This window comes from Mesorhizobium sp. B2-3-12 (genome assembly GCF_006442205.1).
Lineage (GTDB): Bacteria > Pseudomonadota > Alphaproteobacteria > Rhizobiales > Rhizobiaceae > Mesorhizobium.
The window spans coordinates 486,822-511,048 of the sequence record NZ_VFVR01000003.1 but is presented as its reverse complement, the minus strand read 5'-3'; the positions used below and the strand labels follow the sequence as shown (position 1 = coordinate 511,048).

Sequence of the window (24,227 nt, the reverse complement as noted above, 5' to 3'; positions counted from 1 at the left end):
AAATAGTCACTGTTGTTCCGCTTGTCAGCCTAAGTCTGTGATTTAAGTTCGACCATAGCCACTACGCGAGGCCGAATCGCGGCAACTTATGCTATGGTGCTGCCGTATTTCCAACCATAGGTATCTCCAGGCAAAAGGGATCGAGCTGCATGAGCGTGATGGTCAAGGAAAGCCCGATCAGCGAAAAGGACATGGTCGCCCAGGCCGAGACGGCGCTGGCGGATATCGCCAGGATTCGCGACGGCGTCGGCCGGGTCATCTTCGGCCAGGAGAACGTCGTCGAGCGCACACTGGTGGCGCTGCTGGCCGGCGGCCATGCGCTTCTCGTCGGCGTGCCGGGCCTTGCCAAGACCAAGCTGGTCGAGACGCTGGGCATCGTGCTCGGCCTCGATTCGCGCCGCATCCAGTTCACGCCCGATCTGATGCCGTCCGACATTCTCGGCTCCGAGGTCATGGAGCAGGACGAGACCGGCAAGCGTTCCTTCCGCTTCATTTCCGGCCCGATCTTCGCCCAGTTGCTGATGGCCGACGAGATCAACCGTGCCTCGCCGCGCACCCAGTCGGCGCTGCTGCAGGCGATGCAGGAATACCATGTCACCATCGCCGGTGCCCGTTATGACCTGCCCGCACCCTTCCATGTACTGGCGACGCAGAACCCGCTGGAACAGGAAGGCACCTATCCGCTGCCCGAGGCCCAGCTCGACCGCTTCCTGATGCAGGTCGATATCCTCTATCCCGAAATCGAGGCCGAGCGCCGCATCCTTCTGGAAACCACCGGCGTCGAGGACGCCAAGGCGGCCAACGTGCTGCAGCCGGCACGGCTGAAGGAAATCCAGACACTGATCCGCCGGATGCCGGTGCCCGAAAGTGTTGTCGAGGCGATCCTCACCCTCGTGCGCTCGGCGCGTCCGGGGCAGGGCAATGCCGAGACCGACAAGCATGTGGCCTGGGGCCCGGGCCCGCGCGCCAGCCAGGCGCTGATGCTGTGCACCAGGGCCCGCGCGCTCTACGACGGACGGCTGGCGCCCTCGGTCGATGACGTCAGGGCGCTGGCCGAGCCGGTGCTGCAGCACCGCATGGCGCTGACCTTCGCCGCCCGCGCCGAGGGCACCAGCGTGCGCGACGTGGTGGCGAAACTCGTGAAAGGGATTTGATGGCGCGCATCGGCGAGGTCCAGGCTCCGGCGGCGACGCGTGACGCGCTCGCCCGCGGCCGGTTGCGGGCTTCGCTCGTGCCTGACCTGCTGGTCGAGGCGCGCCGCATCGTCAACACCGTGATCGCCGGCTGGCATGGCCGCCGCAAGCGCGGCATCGGTGAGAATTTCTGGCAATTCCGGCCCTATGTCGAAGGCGACGCCTCGCGCATCGACTGGCGCCGCTCGGCCCGCGACGACCACACCTATGTGCGCGACCGCGAATGGGAAGCCGCCCACACGGTGTGGCTGTGGGCAGACCCCTCGCCATCCATGCTCTACAAGTCGACCGGCGCCAGTGTTTCCAAACAGTCGCGCGCGCTGGTGCTTGCACTGGCCGTGGCCGAACTTCTGTCGCGCAGCGGCGAGCGCATCGCCTGGCCTGATCTGACCGATCCGTTCACCGCCCGCAACGGCGCCGAGCGTATCGCGGCCCAGCTCATGCATGCCGGCGAATTGCCGGCCAAACCCGATCTCTCCGATATCAGGCGCTTCTGCGACATCGTCATCGTCAGCGATTTCCTCGATCCGGTCGAGGAGACAATGGCCTGGCTCGACGTGCTCGCCCGCCACGGCGTGCGCGCGCATCTGATCGAGGTCGCCGACCCGGCAGAGGAAACCTTCCCCTATGCCGGCCGCACCGAGTTCACCGATCCCGAGACCGGCGACAAGCTGACAGCCGGCCGCGCCGAGACGTTGAGCGAGGAATACCGCCTGCTCTATCGCGCCCGCCGCGAGGAACTGGCGGCCTGGTGCAAGCGCCTCGGCTGGAGCTTTACCGTCAACCACACCGACCGGCTGGCCTCCGAGGCGCTGGTGCGCCTGCATATGGCGATGACCGCTGATGGTCCCTCCGCCGGGAGGGCCGTCGCATGAGCTGGCTGCCGCTCTCCTTCGGCGCCCCCATGGTGCTGTGGGGCCTGCTGGCGCTGCCGGTGATCTGGTGGTTGCTGAGGCTCACTCCGCCCAAGCCGCAGACCGAGGTCTTCCCGCCGCTGAAGATTCTCGCCCGCGTGCTGAAGCGCGAGGAGACACCGCAGCGCAGCCCCTGGTGGCTGACACTGCTCCGGCTGCTGATGGCGGCCCTCGTCGTCGCGGCATTGGCAGAACCGGTCTTCAACCCACGCGAAAAGCTGCCGACCGAGGGTGCGGCGCTGGCGCTGGCCATCGACAATGACTGGGCAAGTGCCGCCGACTGGAACAAGCGCGTCGCCACCGCCGAGCGGCTGATCAACGACGCCGGCTCGAACGGCGTGCCTGTCATCATCGCCTTCACCGCCGAAAAACCCAATGCTGAGATCGGCCCCTTCGATGCCGCCGCCGCGCTCGACCGGCTGCGCGCCGCCAAGCCGCGGCCGATCCCCACCGACCGGCCCGCCGTCTATGCCCGCGTCGCCGGCATGCTGGAAACCTTGCCCGGCGCCAGCGTCGCCGTGCTGGCCGATGGCCTAGCGGCAAAGGGCGACGAGGCCGCCTTCAACACGCTGTTGTCGAAAAATGCCGCCCGCGTCGTCTGGGCCGTGGCCGACCGGCTTTCCCTGACCGGCCTGACATCGGCCGAAAACCAGGTTGACGGCTTTGGCCTGACCGCCATCCGCGCGCCCGGCGATCCCGCCCCGGCGCAGGTCATCGCCGGCGCCTTCGACGACAAGGGCCGCCGCATCGCTGACGCGACCTTGACCTTCGCGCCGGGCGAGGCCACGGCCACCGGCACCATGGCGGTGCCGTTCGAATTGCGCAACGACTTCGCCTCGATCGCGCTCGATGGCGAGCGGCATGCGGGCGCCGTGCGCGTGCTCGACGAAAGCTCCAAGCGCCGCCGCGTCGGCTTGCTGTCGCAGGCCGAGGCCGACCAGGCGCAGCCGCTTCTGTCGCCGCTCTACTACATCAGGCGCGCGCTGCAGCCCTTCGCCGATCTGGTCGAACCCTCCAGCGCCGATCTCGCCGACGCCATCCCGCAGATCCTCGACCAGAAGCCGGCGATGATCGTCATGGCCGATATTGGCACCATTCCCGCGCAGGTCCGGCAAAGGCTGGTCGACTGGGTCGACAATGGCGGCACGCTGGTGCGTTTCGCCGGCTCGCGGCTGGCGGCCGCCGGCAATGACGACGATTTGCTGCCGGTCCGCCTGCGCACCGGGGAACGTTCGCTGGGCGGCGCGCTGTCATGGACATCGCCGCAGCCGGTCACCGAATTTCCCAAGGCCGGTCCCTTCGCCGACCTGGCGCCGCCGACCGAGGTCACGGTGACCCGGCAGGTGCTGGCCGAGCCGACACCCGATATCGTCGAGCGCACCTGGGCGGCCCTTGCCGACGGTACGCCGCTGGTCACCGGGCTGAAGAAGGGCAAGGGCACGCTGGTGCTGTTCCACGTCACGCCCGAGGCGACGTGGTCGAACCTGCCGATCTCGGGCAGCTTCGTCGAGATGCTGCGCCGCATCGTGCAATTGTCGCGCAACCAGGGCGCGGCGATCGCCAATGCCGAAGCCGCCGCCACCTCGCTCGCCCCCTACCGCATGATCGCGGCCGACGGCTCGCTGGTGCCGCCGACGCCGGATGCACGGCCGCTGGTCCCGGGCGCGGGCGCACTGCCGGTGACCTTCGAGAATCCGCCCGGCCTCTATGGCTCGGAAACCGGCGTCTTCGCTCACAACCTGCTCGAGGCCGCGAGCACGTTCGAGCCGCTGGCGCGCCCGCAAGTGACGGTGCCGGTCACAACCATCCAGTATGCCTTTGACGAATCGCGCAATTTGAAGGGCGGGCTGGTTGCGGCGGCCCTGCTTTTGATGCTGCTCGACACGCTGGCGGTGTTGTGGATGGGCGGCCTGTTTTCGCGCCGGCCGCGCCGCGCCGGCGCCGCCGCGACCGCCGCCGCGATCCTGATTGCGCTTGGCGCGCTGTTCGGCCATGCCGACCTTGCCCGCGCCGACGATGCCAAACCGGGTGACCAGGCCGCAATCGAGGCGATTTCGAAAACCCGTATCGCCTATGTGCTGACCGGCGTGCCGGGTGTCGATTCGATCAGCCGCGCCGGGCTCGAGGGCCTGACCCGCTTCCTGATCGAGAAGACCGCATTGGAACCCGGGGCTCCGGCCGGTGTCGACATTTCCAAGGACGAGCTGTCCTTCTATCCGCTGATCTACTGGCCGATCGACCCTGCGGCACCGATGCCGAGCCAGGCCGCGATCGCCCGCATCGACGCGTATATGCAGCAGGGCGGCACCGTGCTGTTCGACACGCGCGACCAGTTCGCCAACGGCATCGGCGCCGATTCCACCAGCCCGGCGACCGAGCGGCTGCGCGACATCCTCGGCAACCTCAACGTGCCGCCGCTGGAGCCGGTGCCGTCGGACCATGTGCTGACCAAGTCCTTCTTCATCCTGCCCGAATTTCCCGGTCGCTTCGCCGGCAGCCCGCTCTGGGTCGAGGCATCGCTCGATGCCAGCAATGCCGACAACCGGCCGGTGCGCACTGGCGATGGCGTCTCGCCGATCATGATCACCGCCAATGATTTCGCCGGTGCCTGGGCGGTCGACGAGAATGGCGATCCGCTGCTGCCGACCGTGCCGAACGATCCGATGCAGCGGGTCTACGCGCTGCGCGCCGGCGTCAACATCATGATGTACATGCTGACCGGCAATTACAAATCCGACCAGGTGCATGTTCCCATCCTGCTCGAACGGCTGGGGCAGTAGGGTGATGTGTTATCTCGCGCCCCTCAAGATCGCTCCTCCCCCGACGCGGGAGGATAGGGCATGAACTGGTCGATCTCCTTCGAACCGCTTCTATCCTGGCCGCTTCTGGCCCTGGTGCTGGTGCCGTTGTCGCTGCTGGCGCTCGTTGGCCTGTGGTTTCGCCAGCGCGGCGCGGTGTTGCGCTTCGTCGCTTTGCTGGCACTCGCCGCCGCTTTGTTCAATCCGGTGTTCCTCAATGAGGAGCGCGAACCGCTGAAGAGCGTCGTCGCGCTGATCGTCGACCGCAGCCAGAGCCAGGACATCGGCGAACGGACGAAACAGACCGACGAGGCGCTGGCCGGGCTGCAGCAGCGCCTTGGCCGCTTCAAGCAGTTCGACGTCCGCGTCGTCGAGGCTGGCAAGTCCGAGGCCGCAGAGGAACGCACGGCGACCCGGCTGTTCGGCGCGCTCGAAGGCGCCTTCCGCGACGTGCCGCCGTCACGCGTCGGCGGCGCCATCATGATCACCGATGGCGAGGTGCATGACGCGCCCGCCGGTACGCCCGAATTCAACGCCCCGCTGCACGCCCTGATCACCGGCAACGAGCATGAGAAGGACCGCCGCATACGTTTCGAGAACGCGCCGCGTTTCGGCCTCGTCGGCAAGCCGCTCGACATGAGCTACCGCGTCATCTCGACCGAAAACGAGACCGCACCGGTCGATGTGCGCGTCTCGGTCAATGGCGAGCAGGTTTCAGTCGAGCATGCCATTGTCGGCCAGGCCATGCCGCTGCAGGTGACCATCCCGGGTGCCGGCCGCAACATCATCGAACTCGCCATCGACCGCGAGCCGGGCGAACTGACCGACACCAACAACCGCGCCATCGCGCTGGTCGACGGCATCCGCGAGAACCTGCGCGTGCTGCTTGTTTCGGGTGAGCCGCATGCCGGCGAGCGCACCTGGCGCAACCTGTTGAAATCCGATGCCTCGGTCGATCTCGTCCATTTCACCATCCTGCGGCCGCCGGAAAAGCAGGACGGCACGCCGATCAATGAATTGTCGCTGATCGCCTTCCCGACCCGCGAGCTGTTCGTCGAGAAGATCAAGGATTTCGACCTCATCATCTTCGACCGCTACCAGCATCGCGACGTGCTGCCGATCCTCTATTACGACTACATCTCCGAATATGTCGAAAAGGGCGGCGCGCTGCTGATTGCCGCCGGCCCCGAATATGCCGGCGAGGCGTCGATCGCGCGCACGCCGTTGATGTCGGCCCTGCCGGCGATGCCGACCGGCGAAGTGGTCGACAAGGCGTTCTATCCGCGCCTGACCGACCTCGGCCAACGTCATCCGGTGACGCGCGGCCTCGACGGTTCGGCCACCGAGCCGCCGCATTGGAGCCGCTGGTTCCGCACCATCGGCGTTCAGAATCCGCAAGGCGAAGTGGTGATGAAGGGGGCTGACAACCGGCCCCTGCTGCTGCTCGACCGCAAGGGCGAAGGCCGCGTCGGCATGCTTCTGTCGGACCAGGGCTGGCTGTGGGCCCGCGGCTTCGAGGGCGGCGGCCCGCATGTCCAGCTCTACCGGCGCATCGCCCACTGGCTGATGAAGGAGCCCGAGCTCGAGGAAGAGCGGCTGACCGCCGAGGGACGCGGCATGGTGCTGGAGATCCGCCGCCAGACGATGGCCGACGATCCCGGCCCGGCGCAGATCATCACCCCGTCCGGCAAGACGCTCACCGTCAAGCTCGACAAATCCGAACCCGGTGTCTTCCTCGGCAGCGTCCAGACCAGCGAGATCGGCCTCTTCCAGGTCGCCAATGGCGATCTCACCGCGCTCGCCCATGTCGGACCGGTCAACGCGCCGGAGTTCGCCGACGTCGTCTCCACGCCGGACCGGCTGAAGGCACCGGCGGAAGCGACCGGCGGCAGCGTGCGCCGGCTGGCCTCGTCCGCGGGCAGCGCTGTGACGCTGCCTTCCATCGTGCCGGTGCGTTCGGCCGGCGAAGCGTCGGGCAGCGACTGGATCGGCCTGCGCACCACCGATGACAGCGTGCTGAAGGCCGTGTCGCGCGTGCCGCTGTTCGGCGGCTTCCTCGGCCTCGGCCTGCTGCTCCTGGCGATGGGCTCGATGTGGTACCGCGAGGGGCGGTAGTTCCCTTCTCCCCGTCACTATACGGGGAGAAGGTGCCCGAAGGGCGGATGAGGGGCAGCACTGACCTGAAGTATTTGGCAATTTCCATCGCTTGCGTAGACGAAACTATCGTCACCTCGGCGCAGCCCCTCATTGTCCTGCCGGACATTTCTCCCCGTATAGTGACGGGGAGAAAGACGCTCCCCCTACTCCTCCGGCTCAGTCGTGAACAGCAGCGGATAGCCCTTGGCCTTGCCGGCGTCGGTGGCCCGCGTCGCCTTGGTCTCGGCGACGTCCCTGGTGAAGACAGCGACCACGCAGACGCCGTGCCGGTGCGCGGTGATCATCACCCGGTGCGCCTGGTCCTCCGATAGCTTGAACTCGCCCTTCAGCACCGTCACCACGAATTCTCGCGGCGTGAAATCGTCATTGACGAGGATGACCTTGTAGAGCTTCGGCCGTTCGGTCTGCGGCTTGACCTTTACGCGTGGTTTTATGGTGATTTCAGGCATCCGAACCGACAGTCTGCGATCGAGCTCAAGGCCGCATTCTGCCACGGGCGGCAGCCATCGTCCATTTGCGGACCGTCGGCGGGCGGGCCCGGTCCTTCACTGTCATGTGGGAAATAGTCGGTCGCGGTTCAACGGCCCTGACGGCCGAGGATGCGCCGATTTGCGCCGGCGTCGGCCCGGCGTTCCATCCAGGCCGCGATCGGCCACCCGGCGACGCAGATCAGCGTCACGCCGGCAAGCACGACCAGCAGCCATGTCTGCGTCGGGGTGATGTAGTCCCAGTTGCTGGAAATCGCTGGCGCGAACAGCGAAGGCTCGGTGCGCCCGCTCGCCGGATCCGGCACCGGGCTGGCGGAGAACAGGATCAGCACCCTGGCGACACCGGTGGCTACAAGGCCGCCGATGACCATCGAGCGCAAAATGGACGAAAGCCGCTTCTTCATGCGGATTGCCCTACAAGGCCGGCGTTGAAAACGGGTTAAGCACGATCGAGATGCGTGGCTGGAAGCTGGCGGTGTTCAACTCATCGGCCATGCCCCTGGCAGAAGGCCGCCCCAGCCGGTGCGGCTGGAACGGCCTTGATAGAACGAACCTCGAAGCCGATCAGGGCTTCTTCGGAGCGGCCTTCGCGGGGGCCATCTTCGCGGGAGCCGCCATCGCGGGCGCCTTCTTGACCGGGCACTTGTGCTTCTTGGTCACCTTGCAGACGGTCTTCTTGGCGACCTTCTTCGGAGCAGCCTTGGCCGGAGCCGCGGTCGTCGCGGCAGCAGCCGGTGCGGTGGTCGTGGTGGCAGCAGCCGGGGCAGCGGTCGTGGTGGCGGCTGCGTTGCCGAGAACCGGCATCGAGAATGCGAGAGCGACGGCGAGACCAAGGGCGGACAGGATGGACTTTTTCATGGCTTCGTTTTTCCTTTTTATGCGGGTCGGTTTTGAGTGTCACTGGACCGGGTCGTTCGGTGCCACTCCAAGCAGCTTCAAAGCGTTGGCGAGCATCCGGATGCCCTGCGCCTGTTTCTTGGCGGCGCAGTACCGATTGCCCTTTCTCTGAAGTGCCTTTGCCGCGGTGACCTGCGTTGCCGTGGCATGGGTTTCGAGGGCTTCATCAAACTGGTGGCTGAGATTGGCGCACCGTTCGCTCCGGGTGAGCGGCGCCTTTGCGTCCGATTGTCCGACAGCGGCGGTGACCAGGCCCAGGCCCAGCAACGCACCCAACAAACTGATCGACAAACTTGGCATCGGTTTATCCGTGAACCCGGAGACTAGCGTCGCAGCCGATAACCTGACCGCCACGGCACCGTTATGCCGGCCTACCTTTTCAGGAGTTTTTCCCGATTGTAGAATTTTGTTTCTGGATTGTGTCTGGCAGGCCGAGCCAGCTTGGCTGCTGCTTTCCAGTGGAGAAGGCGCAATTCATTCTCCCTTGAAAGCAAGGCACTGGCCAACATATGGCCCGAATTCTATCGTGTGGCTCACCGGCCAGGAAATGCTTGGCCGACAACCTGACAGGGCAGCTGTGAAATCCGATGCGCATATACTGATCGTCGATGACGACAAGGGCATCCGCGACCTGCTTCAGGAGTTCTTCCAGAAGCGAGGCCTGCACACTTCGGTTGCCGCCGATGGCGACGAGATGGAGGCCATCCTGCGCCGCGCGCAGGTGGACCTCATCGTGCTCGACGTGATGCTGCCCGGCAGGAGCGGGCTGGAATTGTGCCGCGACCTGCGCGCCCAGTATACGACGCCGATCATCATGCTGACCGCCGTCACCGAGACGACGGACCGCGTCGTCGGGCTGGAGATGGGCGCTGACGACTATGTGCCCAAACCTTTCGATCCGCGCGAATTGTTGGCCCGGATCCGCGCCGTGCTGCGGCGCAATGGCGCCGCCGAGCCCAAGCGCGCCACCACCAAGCAGATTTACCACTTCGCCGGCTGGACCATGGACTGCTCGCGGCGCCGGCTGACCGCGCCAGACGACGTCAGGGTCGAGCTGACCATGGCCGAGTTCAACCTGTTGCAAACCTTCGTCAAGAGCGCGGGGCGCGTGCTGACCCGCGACCAGCTCATCGAACTGTCCGGCGGCGACAGCGATTATTCCTTCGATCGCAGCATCGACATCCTGGTCAGCCGGCTGCGGCGCAAGATGGAAGACGACCCCAAGACGCCCAAGCTGATCCTCACCGTGCGCAGCGGCGGCTACCAGTTCCTGCCCGAAACGACCTCCGAATGAGACGTTTCCTGCCGCAGACCCTGCCTGTCTGGGTGCTGCTGATCGTCATATCAGGCCTGCTGATCAGCCAGGTCGCGACCCTCTATATCGTGTCGCGCGACCGCGCCGCCGCCAATGACGTGGTCGACCTCTACCGCCTCAACGACCGCGCTTTCTCGCTGGTGCAGCTCATGCATGACGCCACACCGGAGGAGCGCAAGGCGACGGCGACCGGCCTGTTCAATTCCACCTACGCGCTCACCGTTTCGGACACGCCCGCCGTCACCTCCTCGATCGCCGGCGACGACGAACTGGCCGAGCTCGAGGACATCCTCGTCGGCCGGCTGTCCAAGTTCGGCATCACCGACGCGCGCGTGCGCCGCGATCCTGCGACGCGCGAAGCCGACGATGCCGGCGGCGCCGCGCCCGGGCCCGAGATCGGCCAGGTCGAGCGGGACCTTCTGGTGCTGGCCGCCGATTTCGCCCAGAGCGACAAGCTTACGGCCTCGCTGCGCTTCGCCGACGGCCAGTGGCTGAATTTCACCGAACCGATCACACCTGTCGGCCCGATCCTGAGCGTCGACAGCCTGCCGCTCTATGGGCTGATCGCCGGGCTGGTGGTGATCATGTCGATCTGGTCGCTGCGCCGGCTGACCGCGCCTTACCGGATGATGGAAACCGCCGTCAACCGGATCGGCAACGACCTCAAAAGCCCGCCGGTCACCGAGAGCGGCAGCCGGGAGGTGCGCGCCGCCGCCAGGGCGATCAACGCTATGCAGACGAGGCTGCGCGAATATGTCGAGGACCGCGAGCACCTCGCGGCGGCCCTTGCGCACGACCTGCGCACGCCGATGACGAGGATGCGGCTGCGCCTGGAACTGCTGCGCAGGTCACCGGCGCGCGAAGCGCTCGCCCACGATCTCGCCGACATCGAAAGCATCGCCAGTTCGGTGATAGACTTCGCCAAATTCGAGGTGACGGAAGAGAAGGCTGAGAGGATCGATTTCTGGTCGCTCGTGGAATCGATCGCCGACAGCTACGACACCGTGTCTTTCGACAATGACGACACCCGCTCGCGCGGCCTGATCTGCATGGCGCGGCCGGTGGCGCTCAAGCGCTGCGTCACCAATCTGGTGCAGAACGCCGTGACTTACGGAAAAATGGCGCATCTCAGCCTCAGCCGCTCGGACGGCACCATTACGCTGGCCATCCGCGACGAGGGGCCGGGCATACCCCAGGCCCAGATCGACGCCGTCTTCGGCTCCTTCGTGCGCCTCGAACAGTCCCGAAACCGCCAGACCGGCGGGCTCGGGCTCGGGCTGACCATCGCCCGCAACATCGCACGCGCGGCGGGCGGCGAAGTCCGCCTGTCCAATCACCCGCAAGGCGGGTTGCTGACCGAACTGAGGCTGCCGCTGGCGGCGTAGGCCTTATCGCTTGAGACCTCTACCGCCGCAGCACCGCACTCAGCACATCCCTGATGCCGATCGCACCGACGAAGCGCGACTGGTCGTCGAACAGAGCCACCGGTGCCGTCTGCGAGCGGTGCATGGCCAGCATCACGGTCTTCAGCGAGGTGCCGGGATTGGCCCAGAACACCTGCGCGACTTCCTCGGACTGGCCTTCGACATCGGCGCAGGACACCCATACCGCCGGTTTGCCGTCGCGCTCGGCCGCCGCCACCAGCCCGTGCTCGTCGATCTTGAAGCGCGTCGTCTTGCGCCGGTCGAGCCACACCCAGCCATCCGTGCCCTGTTCGAGGTCGCGGCGGTCGCGCATCACATTCCAGGCGGTCAGCACCGACAGCGGATTCACATTGGCGATGAAGTCGCGGACATAGTCGTTGGCGGGCCGCAGCACGATGTCTTCCGGCGCGCCGGTCTGGACGATGCGGCCGCCCTCCATGATGGTGATGTGGCTGCCGATCTTCAGCGCTTCCTCGAGATCGTGGCTGACGAAGATGATGGTCTTCTTCAGTTCCGCCTGCAGCTGCAGAAGTTCGTCCTGGAGCTTGGTGCGGATCAGCGGGTCGAGAGCCGAGAACGGCTCGTCCATCAAGAGGATCGGCGCCTCGGTGGCGAAGGCACGCGCCAGGCCGACGCGCTGCTGCATGCCGCCCGAGAGTTCATGGGCGTATTTGTTCGACCACTGATCGAGGTTGACCAGCTTGAGCTGCCGATGCACGCGCTCCTTGCGCTCGGCATCCGGCACGCCGGCGAGTTCGAGGCCGAGCCCGACATTTTCCTCCACCGTGCGCCACGGCAACAGGCCGAACTGCTGGAACACCATCGCCACCTGCTTCTGGCGCAGGCGCCGCAAGGTCGGCTCGTCGCAGGTGACGACGTCGACCGTGCGGTCGCCGTCCTTGACCAGCACCTGGCCGCGCGACACCACGTTCAACCGGTTGACCGCGCGAAGCAGCGTCGACTTGCCGGAGCCCGACAGGCCCATCAGCACCGAGATTTCGCCTTCATGCACTGTCAGGCTGGCGCCGGCGCAGCCCAGCACATTGCCGGTCTTCTCGAGGATTTCGGCGCGCGTCGCACCCTTGTCGATCATCGCCAGCGAGCCGGCCTGGTCGGCGCCGAAGACGATATCGACATTCCTGAAATCGACGGCGACGGTCATTTCTTCCCTCCAACGCCAATGCGCGTCATCCGGTCGAGCACGATGGCGAGCACGACGATTGCCAAGCCCGCCTCAAGTCCGAGATCGATGCGGCGCGAGCCCAGCGCGCGGTTGATTTCCGTACCGAGGCCGCCGGCGCCGATCAGGGCGGCGAACACCACCATCGACAGCGACAGCATGATCGACTGCGTCAGGCCCGCCATGATGGTCGGCAGCGCCGAGGGCAGTTCCACCTTCCACAACAGCTGGCTCTTGGTGGCGCCGAAGGCTTCGCCGGCCTCGATGATCGACTTCGGCACCGAGACGACACCAAGATGGGTAAGCCTGACCGCGGTCGGGATGACGAAGATGATGGTGACGATGAGGCCCGGCGCATTGCCGAGGCCGAACAGCGTCAGCACCGGGATCAGGTAGACGAAGGTCGGCAACGTCTGCATCAGGTCGAGCACCGGCAACATGATGCGGTAGACCTTCGGCTTGTGTGCCGCCCAGATACCGAGCGGCACCCCGATCGCCATCGCCGCCGCCGCCGCAGCGACAACCAGCACCAGAGTCTGCACCGTCTGTTTCCACAGGTTCTGATTGATGATGAAGATCAGGCCGAGGAACACGCCGATGGCGAGCGGCCGCGAGCGCTGCAGCAGCCAGGCGACGACCGCGATCACCAAGGCGAGCACCACCGGCGGCACCATCAGAAGGATGTTGACCAGCCCGTCGAGCAGGAAGTTGAGGCCATTCGAGAAAGCCCTGAAGACGGTGTCGAAATTGTCGGTGAGGAAGCCGAAGAACGCCTTTCCCCAGGCCCCGATCGGGATCTTGTGATCGACCATGAATTTGGAAATCGGATCCATCTCACCCCTCTTGTGCCAGAGCTCTGCCTTCGGCCCCGTACTGTCGCGACGTCATCTTGTCACAGGATACGAAAAAGGGCAGCCTTTTCCACAATGGCTGCCCTCTGTTTCGGTCACGCCGAAATCACAGTCGGCTCAGCTTCCGAGCGCGGTCTTGATTGCCGCCGCGGCGTCGCCACCGTCGAAAGTGGTGACACCCTCGATCCAGGGCTTCACGGCGTCAGGGTTCTTCTTCAGCCAGTCGGTTGCCACCTTGTTGGCATCGCTGCCCTTGAGGATGGCGTCCATCATCTCGCCTTCCATGTCGAGATTGAACTTCAGGTTGGTGATGAACTTGCCGACATTCGGGCACTCGGTCGTGTAGCCCTTGCGCACATTGGTCGAGACGGTGGCGGCACCGAAACCGCTGTCGCCCATGCCGTCGAGATAAGTGATCTTCATGGCGCCCATCACCGGATGCGGCGTCCAGCCGAGGAAGGCGATCCACTCATTGCTCTTCATCGACTGCTCGGCCTGCGTCAGCATGCCGGCCTCGGAGGACTCGACCAGTTCGAACCCGTCGAGATTGTCCTTCGGGTTCTTGATCATGTCGAGGATGATGCGATTGCCGTCATTGCCGGCCTCGATGCCGTAGATCTTGCCGTTGAACTTGTCCTTGAACTTGCCGAGGTCGGTCAGCGACTTGACGCCGGCATCCGCGACATAGGTCGGCACGACGATGCCGTAACCGGCGCCGGCCAGGTTCTGGCTGACGGTCTCGACCGAACCGTCGGCCGTATAATCCTTGATGTCATTGGTCATCGACGGCATCCAGTTGCCGAGGAAGACGTCGAGGTCCTTGTTCTTCAGCGACGCATAGGTCACCGGAACCGAGAGCTGGATCACCTGCGGCTCGTAGCCGAGCGCGGTGAGCAGCACCGAGGCCAGCCCGGTGGTGGCCTGGATGTCGGTCCAGCCGACATCGGAGAGACGCACCGCCTTGCAGCTTGCCGGATCGCCGGCGAAGGCGGCGCCCGTGGACAGGAAAGCCGCCAAGCCAAGGCCGGCGACGAAGGAATTCATACGCGACATCTGTATTCTCCCATTTCGATTCTTTGGCGAAGCGAAGTTACGGTTTTTGTGCCCGCCTTGTTTCGTCAGCCAAACACCATTCTGGAGTGGTTTCAAGCGCTAAGACAATCACGATCAACGGCGCTGGCTGGCCCATCAGCGACACCGCTGACGCTTTCCATGTCTAGCCCAAGTGCGATCCGCCCCGGCAACGGCGGCTTTTTCGGGGGAATGCGGCGCCGGCCTCTCCCCGCGGGACGAGAAGTCGGCTTAAAAGAGCGTCATGGCCAAGCTTTACTTCCACTACGCGACGATGAATGCCGGCAAGACGACAATGCTGCTGCAGGCGTCCTACAATTACCGCGAGCGCGGCATGGAGACGATGCTGTTCGTCGCCGGCCATTATCGCAAGGGCGACACCGGCCTGATCTCGTCGCGCATCGGGCTGGAAACGGAAGCCGAGATGTTCCGCGACGGCGACGACCTGTTCGCTCGCGTCGCCGAACATCATCAGCGCAGCGCCGTGCACTGCGTCTTCGTCGACGAGGCGCAGTTCCTGGAGGAAGAGCAGGTCTGGCAACTCGCCCGCATCGCCGACCGGCTGAACATTCCCGTCATGTGCTACGGCTTGCGCACCGATTTCCAGGGCAAGCTGTTTTCCGGCTCGCGAGCGCTGCTGGCGATCGCCGACGATCTGCGCGAGGTGCGCACCATCTGCCGCTGCGGCCGCAAGGCGACCATGGTCGTGCGCCTCGGTCCCGACGGCAAGGTGGCCCGTCAGGGCGAACAGGTGGCGATCGGCAAGGATGTCTATGTCTCGCTCTGCCGCCGCCACTGGGAAGAGGAAATGGGCCGCGCGGCACCCGACGACTTCATCGGTTTTGTCGGTGGTTGACACCAAACCCCGCTGGATCGGCATCGGGTAGCCGGCTGCCACCTCTGGCGGTCGCGCCATTCTATGGTGCCTTTGTTAAGGTCGGCGCCCTATTTTCCGCCCTCAGCCAGAGCTCTCCGGGGTCAGCCATGCTTCGAGCCGTCTTGTCCGCCAGCCTTGTTCTCCTTGCCACGTCCGTTACCGCCCAGGCCGGGGGCGATCCCGTGCTGGGTAAACGTGTCTTCAACCGGTGCATGGCCTGCCATGAGGCGGCGACCGACCGCGACAAGGTCGGCCCGCATCTTATGGGCGTCGTCGGCCGCACGGCGGGAACCGCCGAAAGCTTCCTCGGCCATTATTCGGAGGCGATGAAGAGCGCGGGGGCCGCCGGTCTTGTCTGGGACGAGGCAAATCTTGCCGAATACCTCAGAGCGCCCAAGCTGAAGGTGCCCGGCAACAGGATGGCCTTTGGCGGCCTGACCAATGATGACGACATCGCCAATGTCATCGCGTATCTGAAGGCCGATCCCAAGCCCTGAGCGGACGCCGTTCGTCGTCAGACGACCCGGCCTGGCCCGCGTGCCGTCGCTGCAAATGGTCAGTTGTTGTCGAATTTCAGAACCACCCGCTTCAGTGCGAACTGATTGCTTTGCCGGCATGAAAGTTCAAAATCAACTGAACCAGGCTTGGCCGGCCAGTTGATCACGTTATGACCACGGCTCCATTGCCTTTCAAGGGTTCGGCCGGATATTTTGTTTTCGCGCCGTCCTTGTCTTCACGTCTTTCAATCCCCTGATACCCCACATATATTCGCCGCTGTTCGCAACCAGCGAGCGGAAGCCGAAGCGGGAGGCCCCTATGGCGACATTGCAGAATTTCGATGCCGAAATTGCCAAGACCAAGCAGGTCGTCCAGGATATGCGCACCAAGATCGAGCAATCCGGCACCGTGCTCGACACGCTCGCCACCGCCGACAAGAAGATCGGCGACGCCAATTTCGACATCGAGAACGCCCGCATCGAGGATGTGCTGAAGCAGCAGAAGGTGATGGAAGGCAACATCGCCGACCTGATCATCGGGCTTGAGGACGCCACCAACGTCTTCGGCGCCGAGTTCGAGAGCATGAAGAACTATACCGGCTGGGAAAACTTCATCGGCGTCTTTTCGGCGCAGCGCAAGCAGCGCATGCGCACCGACCGCGTGCGCAACATGTCGCTCGCCGGCAATCTGCAGGAACTGCTGGCCAAGTCCGACACCATCGTCGGCATATTGAAGGCGCAGAAAGAGGTCCTCGACCAGCGCTACAAGACCTCCGAGGCCAGCCTGTCGCAGGTGATCGAGCGCCGCAAGACCACCATGACCAACCTCGAAGCCGTGCAGAAGCGCATCGAGGAACTCAATCCGATGCTGCTCGACATCGAGAACAAGATCGCCGCGTCGACCAGCCAGAAGGACCGCACGCAGCTCGAAGGCGAGCGCTCCAAGCTCGCCACGGAATACAATGAAAAACAGGCCAAGGAGCAGGAACTGCTAGCCGAAAGCCAGACGCTGGAGCGCTACACCTCGATGTTCCAGACCTTCGTCGATTCGCTCAACAACCAGATCGCCGCGCAGTCGACGCTGATCAACAAGCTGACCATCGATACCGAGCAGCGCATCGTGCTCTACAAGGCGCTCGAGGATTCTTTGAAGACCGCCGCCCAGCAGGATGTCGCCCACAAGATCAACACGCTGGGCAGCCAGGTCGACAACACCGCCGAGGAAACCATGGCCGGCATCGGCGCCGCCTCGCAGAAGCACATCGGGGACTTGCTTGAGATGCACGAGAAGAACATGGTGGCCAGCGCCGACATCCAGCGCCGCAAGAAGCTGGCCGACGATGCCTTCGCCCGCCGTTTCGACGAGGTGCTGAAGAAGCACAATTCGGCCAATTACGTGCAGTCATAATTGCCGCACGCACCGGTGCGACAATCCAGGGCCAATAGCATGACCTCCGAAAACGACGCGGCGGCGCGGTATTTCTCGGCGATCACGGCCGCGCTCAGCGGCCTTGAAGTGTTCATGCGCGACGACCGCTCGCCGCTTTACCGGCACGGCATCGTCGCCAAGATCGTCGCCGAATACATCGCCCGGCTCGACAAGTCCTTCTCCTGCTGGCGCAACCGGCTGGGCTTCATGGACACGTTCCGCATTTCGCGCGCCGAAAGCGGCTACCCGGTGTTCCAGAACCTGCTCGAACTGGAAAACGACCGCCGCCAGGCGGACAGCCGGCTCGCCAACATTCCCCAGGCCGGCGAGCTGCGCGAGGAGATGGCCGACTTCATCCTGCGCCACAAGGAATTCCCCGAGGCGCTGCAGAAATCGATGGCCGAGCGGCTCTATCTCGAGGACGTCAAGAGCGAGCAGACTTTCGGGCCGTTCACGCTGGCGCAGACCGCCAAGGTGTCGGTCAATCCGAAGACGGCGCGGCCCTACTATCTGGTCCACTGGGCGACCTTCGACGGCAGCGCCAACCTGCCCCTGATCTACATGGTGACGGTGGAGGATTCTTCCGAAAGCATGGTCAGCCAGCTTGTCGACCGCAGCGGCAAGCTCAACGACAAGGTCGACATTCCGCTGCCGGTCGACGGCCTTCTCAACCCCGAGCTTGCCCATCGCTTCGACGATTTCACCGAGAAGAATTCGGCCTATACGCTGTCGCCGGCGACGATCGCCGTCAATCTCGACAAGGATTTCGAGCCGCTGCACCCCAAGCAGCTGCGGCGCGTCGTGCTCGGTCCCTTCTATTCGGCAGGCATTACCGACAACAATTCGACGGTGACGGAAGTGCTGGCCAAGGTGCGCAAGCCCGAAAATGCCTGGCTTTTGACCTGGACCATCCAGGAGGTCTATTCCAAGGGCGAGAAGCCCGGCCGCAAGGGGTTGTTTTCGAGCGAGAAGACGACGCAGGAATTCTTCATCAACACCGATGACCTGGAAGCCGCGCGGCAGGGCGTATCGAGCTACGAGAATCACGCGCTGATCCCGCACGAGGCCTACCAGGCGCTTTACGCCGCCGGCGAGGCGCAGAAGATTTTCGCCGGCTACAAGGTTCACATCCTGTCGAATGGGCAGGTCATATCGGATGTCTAGGAACCTTGTTTGTGTCATTGAAAGCCACGCAACACCGAGGCGCCAACAATGACCGCCGCGGCTAGCATCTCCAGCAAGAAGCGGCAGCTCGATGCGCTGAAGAAGAGAGTGCGGCCTGGCGCCCTGGATGGCCTGGAACACAGCCAGCGTATCGACATAACGTACACGTCGAACGCCATCGAGGGAAACACGCTGACGGCGGGCGAGACGGCCCTCGTTCTGGAAAAAGGCATCGCGATCAGCGGCAAGCCGCTCAAGGATCACCTCGAGGCCATCGATCACGCACGCGCCTTGAGTTGGGTACTCGAGATCGCTTCAAAGAACCATCATCCGATCATGGAGGCGGACATCCGCAATCTTCATCATCTGGTCGTGGCGAATTCCAAGCCGGAGATAGCCGGCCAATACGCCGACAGCGCTCCTTACGTGAATACGAATGTCGGCGTATTCAATTTTCCCGCCCCTGTGGAGATCCCGGCACTGATGGAAGCTTTTTGCCGGTGGTTGAGCGCTGCGCCCAGCACGCCACGAACTGCCTTTGAAGCTCATCGGCGTTTTGTCGCCATTCACCCGTTCAATGACGGCAACGGACGTACAGCGCGCCTTTTGATGAATCTGGTGCTGGCGCGAGGCGGCTACCCGCCGGTAGCGATCCGACCGGAAGATCGCCCCGATTACATTGCCGCGCTTGAGATCGACCAAAGCGGCGGCGGGCACGTCGCTTTCGACAAGCTGCTTTTCGAAAGGCTGGATCAGACTTTGGACATATACCTGGACGCGGCGCGTCAGGCGCAGGGTCCTTCCGCGGAAGCCGGAAAATAATCCCGATGAGGAGCTGACATGGACACCGGCCTGACCACAATCCCGGAAGCGGCTGTTGAAAAGCACCGTGCCACGGCGCAGAGCTTCATCACCCGCATCGTGGTGCTGGAGGATCCCGCGCGCGAGTCCGGCACGGCGCTTGCCGGCACCAACCGCCGCTTCGTCTCCACCGTCTCGGTCGGTTCGGTGCGCCGCACGCGCGAGGTCGAGCTGTCGAAGACCGTCGGCGCCGTCCATCCAGACGACCAGTTGCTGACCATCCCGCAGCACACGTTGCTTTTCCGCGCCCGGCGCGGCACGGCGATCGCGCTGGCGGTATCGGATGTCTTCGCCGAGGGCTCAGATCTCGAAAGCCTGCAGGCGAAAAACACCCGCGCTCCGCTTGAGGGCGACGCGGCGTCGACCTTCAAGAAACTGCTGTCGGCTTCGGCCTATATTTCGGCCTTCAGCCTCGCCTCCTATCTGTTCCAGCTCATCGACAGCGACGGCGAGGCGCCAAACGATATCCCCGAGCCGGATTTCCTGTTCGACACGCCGCAGGATGCGGTGAAATCGATCCTGGCCGGTCTCGACAAGGCGATAGCGGGCTCGACGGACGACACCGACCTGATGACCCGTGCGCGCGCCTTCGCCCGCGTCGCCATCGACGGGCTTCTGGCGCGCAAGGGCCGTTTCGACGGCATCGGCCCATTTGAGAGCGCCCATATCCGCATCGATGCCGACGACTTCACCCTCGACGGCTTCGACGTCGCGCCGGGCAAGCGCTCCAAGCCGCTGGTGATGACCTTCAAGAAGCCGGAAGAGGTCGTCGGCAACCACATCGCCAAATACCAGTCGGTCAAGCTCGCCAAGATGCTGATGGCCTATGATTTCGAGCGCGAGCTGAACCCGTTCGTCGAGCTTGGCGGCTTCCTGTTCACCTTCATCGGCGACGGCGCGCCCGGCACCGGCAAGACGACGCTGATCCAGATGATCGCCGGTCTCGTCAACGGCTACTGCCAGGTCGCCGGCTATCCCTTCGTCTATGAGAATTTCGGCGTCGACCAGATCTCGTCCTACCAGGGTAAATCGGGCCAGAACTGCCGCCAGTTCATCAGCAACGTCCTGAACCCGCGCGTCATCGGCTTCGGCACCATCGACGACATCGACCAGGTCGCCGCCAGACGCTCCGACGACCGCGCCTCGGCCGGCCAGCAGGAGATCACCGGCGTGCTGATGGACGCCTTCGCCGGTGCGGGTACGGTGGTGCGCGGCAACTGCTCGTTCGGCATGTTTTCCAACTATCCCGAGAATGTCGACGACGCGCTGCGCCAGCGCGCCGGCGCCCGCTGGCTGGTCGACGGGCCGCAGACCCGCGACGACTATATCGACATCTTCGTGCTGCTCGCCGGCAAGAACCACGAGATCCCCCTGGGCAAGCACGAGTTATACGCCGCGCAGGAGATCCAGCGCGCCGTGACCGAGGCCTATGAGGAGCATGAAAAGCCGCAGGAGGACGGGCTGATGCGGGTCTATGAGCGCTACATGAAGGAAAACGGCGCGCCCAAGACCATGGCCGACATCGGCACCTACCTGCATCTGATCAAGGACGCCGAACCGCGCTTCACCGGCCGCGCCATCAAGAACGTCACCGACGCCATCAAGATGCGCGCCATGGATATCGAGCTTCCCGACGACTGGTTCGAGAAGCCGGAAGCCTTCATGCACAAGAGCTACGACGACAAGAAAGCGATGATCGAGGAACTGCGCGGTCCGTTCTCGCTTGACATGGTCATGCAGGAGATCAACCGCTACGCCGACAGCGAGTTCCGCTATTCCGACAAATCCGACGACGCCGCGGTGGAAAAACTGCTGCGCGACGCAAGACTGCGCGAGCGGGCGGCGCACGAGATGGAAGAGATGAAGAAGAAGGGCAATTGGTGATCTTTTCCTTCTCCCCGTTTACGGGGGAGAAGGTGCCCGAAGGGCGGATGAGGGGCAGCGCCGTGCGTGGAAGAAATGAGCTGAAAGTGGCGAGAGCCCGTGAGCTGCGGAAGGTTGAAAACGATGCCGAGGAACGGCTTTGGCATGAACTGCGTGGACGGCGATTGAATGGCTACAAGTTTGTTCGCCAATTACCGATTGGACCCTATTTCGCGGACTTCGCTTGCCGTGAAGCCAATCTGGTTGTGGAAGTCGATGGCAGCCAGCATGCAAATCGATCTCATGATCGGTACAGGGATGAGACCATGAACAGGAACAGCTGGTCGGTGTTGAGGGTTTGGCATTCTGATGTCCTTACGGCCCATAAGAGCGTGCTGGATACGATCGTTGCGGCCCTGGACGGTCGGTTGGATCGCAAGATGATTGGTATCGACGCGAAGTTTTTGCCCGCTCCAACGTCGGGTGCAAAATGATAAGCGTCGGCGCTGCCCCTCATCCGCCCTTCGGGCACCTTCTCCCCGTGAACGGGGAGAAGGCATGGTGACCCACCCAGCCAAAAAACCCGACCTCCTGCGCGACAACGAACTCATCTACGGCCGTTTGCTCACCGTCGACGAGCCGCATCTCATCGAGCGCTACAACAAGGCGCTGGCGGCTTTTGGCCTCAAGCCGACCAAGTTGAAGAGCTTCCAGATCGACCGCACCGGCTTTTCGCCCGAAGTGGCCGAGGAGTGCGGCGACTACGACTATCTCGATCCCAACGAGGTCAACCGCCGCTTCATCATCCTGACGCCGTCGCAGATCGACCTGCCGGTGGTGCACACCGCCTTCTCCAACACCTCGCAGCTGATGTTCGAGTTCATGTCCAGGAACCAGCGCGCCATCGATGCGCTGACCATCAAGGACGTCATCTACGGCGAGATCGAGGATTCCGTTCCCAAGGTCAACGACATCGAGGACCTGCTGTCGATCAACCAGGTCGAGTTCAAGGTGCTGTCGGCGGAGGACGTGCTTGGCAAGGCCGCCGAACTCGGCAAGCTGGTCGACCGGCTGAAGCAGGAGCCCGACGCCTGGCGCGACAACGCCATGCTGACCCGCATGGTCGAGCTCGCCAAGGTCTGCGGCGACATCAGAGAGAACGCGCTGGTGCCCGACCAGGTGATCTTCCGCCACAACGCCTACTGGACCAGCCATTTCGGCGGGCTCTACGTCTTTGTCGATCCCGACATGACGACGGTGATCAGCGATCCGGCGGCCCCCGGATTTCGCCGTTCGCGGCCCTGGCAGGTGAGCTATCTCTCGATCAAGGACGCCGACAAGGTGTTCAAATTCCTGGCCGCCACCGGCCGCATCGAACTGCCGCGCGCCTCCTGGGTCGAGGCCTCGGGCTATCTCGAACACCGCGCCGAGATGGTGGTGCGCGCGCTGATCCGCGACGCCGAACCGAACCGCAATCTGACCGATGCCGACAAGGTGTGGTTGCAGACCTGGATCCAGAGCCATGCCGACCTGATCACCAGGGACGGCGATTTCCCATTCCTCAACGCCGCCAAGCGCGAGATCGCCCAGCTTGGCCACCTCAAGATCGAGGATGTCTTCCCGCAGCAGCGCTTCCTGGTGATCCGCGCCAAGCCGGACCATCCCGACGCCTGGCTGACCAACCGGCTGATCTCGGATTTCGTGCCGTCGGACTTCGTCTCGCGCTACATCTTCAACAAGGACGGCTTCTACAAGGACTATGACGGCTTCAGCGATGCCTGGCGATCGCATGTTGTGGACGTTCTGAAAACCACATATTTGAAGGACAAGGTGGCGTTTCGTACACGCCTCTACGGCCTGACCGACTAGAACGAAATGAACCGTCATTGCGTTCTAACTTGTTGTTTTGGTGCATGATGTTATCCAAAAAGTCCGCAACTTTTTGGCATCGTGCTGAGGGGGTGACATTGCCATGCTCGATCCGATCGTGAATTTCTTCACCCGGATTTTCCAGTGGATCGGCCGCGGCATCGGCCTTCTGATCGGCGCGATCCTGTGGCCCTTCATGTGGGCCGGGCGCTGGTACGGGCAGCGCGGCTGGATCCTGAAGGCCGTGGTCGGCCTGGCCGTTTTGGTGCTGATCGGCCTCTACGCCAACTTCTTCTACGCCACCCAGTGGTGGAACAATTTCAACCCGAACTATCCCGACACCTATACGTTCGAGAAGCGCAATGTTTCGGCCGGTGAGCAGGTGGCCGCCGGCACCGGCACGGACACGGCCAAGACCTGCGGCAACTCCGGCATCGCCCAGGTGGCGGCGGATCTGACGGACTTCAACGTCAACCAGAATGCCTGGATTTCGTCGATGATCCTCTACAAGCTCGGCCTGTTCGGCATCGACTGGGACAACACTCCGTGGATGGACAACAAGGCCTCTTTCCAGCGCGGCATCAACCAGGCGGTGCGACGCACGGCGACCGAGCTTGCCGACAATCTCGGCCGCGTGCGCACGACCTCGCAGATCGACGCCGACCTGCAGGACGCCCGCGGCAATCTGCAGTTCGACGAATACACCTGGTATTTCGGCGTGAGCCCGTTCGGCCCGAAAACGCCGACGCCGAGCTATTATCGCGACGCGGTGCGCAAGCTGCGTTCGTTCAATGCCCGGCTCGCTACCTGCCAGGCCACTTTCGATGCCCGCGCCGACAATCTGAAACAGTATATCGACCGCATCGCCAGCGACATCGGCTCGACCTCAGCCATCCTCAAGGAGCGCGCCGAGAACCACAACAATGGCTGGTTCGACACCCGCGCCGACGACCGCTACTGGTTCGCCTATGGCCAGCTCTATGCCTATTACGGCCTGATGAAGGGCGCCCAGGCCGATTTCGAGGACGTCCTCAAGGAAAAGCACCTGCAGAGCCTCTGGGATACGATGGACGCGCAATTCGTGTCGGCCCTGCGTATCCAGCCCTTCATCATCGCCAACGGTCGCGAGGACGGCTGGCTGCTGCCGACCCATCTGACGACGATGGGCTTCTACATCCTGCGCGTGCGCTCCAACATGGTCGAAATCAGCAACGTGCTGACGCAGTAACGGCATTCGCGGTCAGCGACGGCCAATGCATGTTGCCCAAAAGTGGTCACGGTTTTGGGAGGACGACATGCATGGGAGATGGCGAATTTGCGCCGTCGCGTCTGTCGCATTCCGTGCATTGTGCGGCTGTTTTGAGACGGCGGAAGCGCCC

22 protein-coding genes are annotated in these 24,227 nt (G+C 63.9%); 15 read left to right on the top strand and 7 right to left on the bottom strand.

Annotated elements, in window-relative coordinates:
• Positions 1-149: 149 nt before the first annotated feature.
• The 4 genes from FJ948_RS12690 to FJ948_RS12675 are packed head-to-tail and all read left to right on the top strand — an operon-like array spanning position 150 to position 7,020.
• The gene (locus FJ948_RS12690; RefSeq protein ID WP_140704773.1) at positions 150-1,154 is read left to right on the top strand and encodes a MoxR family ATPase; all 1,005 of its coding nucleotides are present in this window, start codon (positions 150-152) and stop codon (positions 1,152-1,154) included.
• Positions 1,154-2,068, top strand: coding sequence for a DUF58 domain-containing protein (locus tag FJ948_RS12685; protein WP_140704770.1), 915 nt, complete (start codon positions 1,154-1,156; stop codon positions 2,066-2,068). The genes FJ948_RS12690 and FJ948_RS12685 overlap by 1 nt, the downstream gene beginning before the upstream one ends.
• Positions 2,065-4,887 carry a DUF4159 domain-containing protein gene (locus tag FJ948_RS12680; protein ID WP_140704768.1) on the top strand — a complete coding sequence of 941 codons (2,823 nt, stop codon included), beginning with the start codon at positions 2,065-2,067 and terminating at the stop codon, positions 4,885-4,887. Before FJ948_RS12685 ends, FJ948_RS12680 begins: the two co-directional genes overlap by 4 nt.
• A 60-nt stretch (positions 4,888-4,947) precedes the next feature.
• Complete coding sequence (locus tag FJ948_RS12675; protein WP_140704766.1) at positions 4,948-7,020, top strand: hypothetical protein; 2,073 nt, start codon at positions 4,948-4,950, stop codon at positions 7,018-7,020.
• Between the two features lie 185 nt (positions 7,021-7,205).
• On the opposite strand, the gene clpS is transcribed toward FJ948_RS12675, so the two are convergent.
• From clpS to FJ948_RS12655, 4 genes are all read right to left on the bottom strand, one after another.
• On the bottom strand, positions 7,206-7,511 hold the full coding sequence (gene clpS, locus FJ948_RS12670; RefSeq protein WP_140704764.1) for an ATP-dependent Clp protease adapter ClpS: 306 nt from the start codon (positions 7,509-7,511) through the stop codon (positions 7,206-7,208).
• Positions 7,512-7,639: 128 nt separating this feature from the next.
• A complete protein-coding gene (locus FJ948_RS12665; protein ID WP_140704762.1) occupies positions 7,640-7,954 on the bottom strand; it encodes a hypothetical protein in 315 nt (104 codons plus the stop codon).
• Positions 7,955-8,114: 160 nt separating this feature from the next.
• Entirely contained in the window at positions 8,115-8,408 is a 294-nt protein-coding gene (locus tag FJ948_RS12660) for a hypothetical protein (protein ID WP_140704760.1), read from the bottom strand.
• A 39-nt stretch (positions 8,409-8,447) separates the two neighbouring features.
• Positions 8,448-8,747: a hypothetical protein gene (locus FJ948_RS12655; RefSeq protein ID WP_056578037.1), complete on the bottom strand. Its 300-nt coding sequence runs from the start codon at positions 8,745-8,747 to the stop codon at positions 8,448-8,450.
• A gap of 277 nt (positions 8,748-9,024) precedes the next feature.
• Between FJ948_RS12655 and FJ948_RS12650 the strand changes: the two genes are divergently transcribed.
• Positions 9,025-9,741: a response regulator transcription factor gene (locus tag FJ948_RS12650; protein WP_140705060.1), complete on the top strand. Its 717-nt coding sequence runs from the start codon at positions 9,025-9,027 to the stop codon at positions 9,739-9,741.
• Entirely contained in the window at positions 9,738-11,147 is a 1,410-nt protein-coding gene (locus tag FJ948_RS12645; protein ID WP_140704758.1) for an ATP-binding protein, read from the top strand. The genes FJ948_RS12650 and FJ948_RS12645 overlap by 4 nt, the downstream gene beginning before the upstream one ends.
• A gap of 19 nt (positions 11,148-11,166) precedes the next feature.
• On the opposite strand, the gene choV is transcribed toward FJ948_RS12645, so the two are convergent.
• The 3 genes from choV to FJ948_RS12630 all read right to left on the bottom strand — a co-directional run bounded on the left by choV (position 11,167) and on the right by FJ948_RS12630 (position 14,270).
• Positions 11,167-12,348, bottom strand: coding sequence for a choline ABC transporter ATP-binding protein (choV, locus tag FJ948_RS12640; RefSeq protein ID WP_140704756.1), 1,182 nt, complete (start codon positions 12,346-12,348; stop codon positions 11,167-11,169).
• Positions 12,345-13,199 carry a choline ABC transporter permease subunit gene (gene choW, locus FJ948_RS12635; protein WP_140704754.1) on the bottom strand — a complete coding sequence of 285 codons (855 nt, stop codon included), beginning with the start codon at positions 13,197-13,199 and terminating at the stop codon, positions 12,345-12,347. The genes choV and choW overlap by 4 nt, the downstream gene beginning before the upstream one ends.
• A 135-nt stretch (positions 13,200-13,334) precedes the next feature.
• Positions 13,335-14,270: a choline ABC transporter substrate-binding protein gene (locus FJ948_RS12630; protein ID WP_140704752.1), complete on the bottom strand. Its 936-nt coding sequence runs from the start codon at positions 14,268-14,270 to the stop codon at positions 13,335-13,337.
• A gap of 262 nt (positions 14,271-14,532) precedes the next feature.
• Between FJ948_RS12630 and FJ948_RS12625 the strand changes: the two genes are divergently transcribed.
• The 9 genes from FJ948_RS12625 to FJ948_RS12585 all read left to right on the top strand — a co-directional run bounded on the left by FJ948_RS12625 (position 14,533) and on the right by FJ948_RS12585 (position 24,076).
• Positions 14,533-15,144, top strand: a complete 612-nt coding sequence (locus FJ948_RS12625; protein ID WP_140704750.1) for a thymidine kinase — start codon at positions 14,533-14,535, stop codon at positions 15,142-15,144.
• A 128-nt stretch (positions 15,145-15,272) separates the two neighbouring features.
• A complete protein-coding gene (locus tag FJ948_RS12620) occupies positions 15,273-15,662 on the top strand; it encodes a cytochrome c family protein (protein WP_140704748.1) in 390 nt (129 codons plus the stop codon).
• Positions 15,663-15,981: 319 nt separating this feature from the next.
• Positions 15,982-17,070 (top strand): hypothetical protein, encoded by a 1,089-nt coding sequence (locus FJ948_RS12615; RefSeq protein ID WP_140704746.1) that lies wholly within the window; start codon positions 15,982-15,984, stop codon positions 17,068-17,070.
• A gap of 39 nt (positions 17,071-17,109) precedes the next feature.
• A complete protein-coding gene (locus FJ948_RS12610; RefSeq protein WP_140704744.1) occupies positions 17,110-18,255 on the top strand; it encodes a hypothetical protein in 1,146 nt (381 codons plus the stop codon).
• A gap of 48 nt (positions 18,256-18,303) precedes the next feature.
• On the top strand, positions 18,304-19,077 hold the full coding sequence (locus FJ948_RS12605; protein ID WP_140704742.1) for a Fic family protein: 774 nt from the start codon (positions 18,304-18,306) through the stop codon (positions 19,075-19,077).
• 18 nt (positions 19,078-19,095) lie between these two features.
• Positions 19,096-21,000: an ATP-binding protein gene (locus FJ948_RS12600; protein ID WP_140704740.1), complete on the top strand. Its 1,905-nt coding sequence runs from the start codon at positions 19,096-19,098 to the stop codon at positions 20,998-21,000.
• 62 nt (positions 21,001-21,062) lie between these two features.
• On the top strand, positions 21,063-21,473 hold the full coding sequence (locus tag FJ948_RS12595) for a DUF559 domain-containing protein (protein ID WP_140705058.1): 411 nt from the start codon (positions 21,063-21,065) through the stop codon (positions 21,471-21,473).
• A 64-nt stretch (positions 21,474-21,537) separates the two neighbouring features.
• Positions 21,538-22,848, top strand: a complete 1,311-nt coding sequence (locus FJ948_RS12590; RefSeq protein ID WP_140704738.1) for a DUF6638 family protein — start codon at positions 21,538-21,540, stop codon at positions 22,846-22,848.
• A 103-nt stretch (positions 22,849-22,951) separates the two neighbouring features.
• Entirely contained in the window at positions 22,952-24,076 is a 1,125-nt protein-coding gene (locus FJ948_RS12585) for a DUF2333 family protein (RefSeq protein WP_140704736.1), read from the top strand.
• The last annotated feature ends 151 nt before the right edge of the window (positions 24,077-24,227 follow it).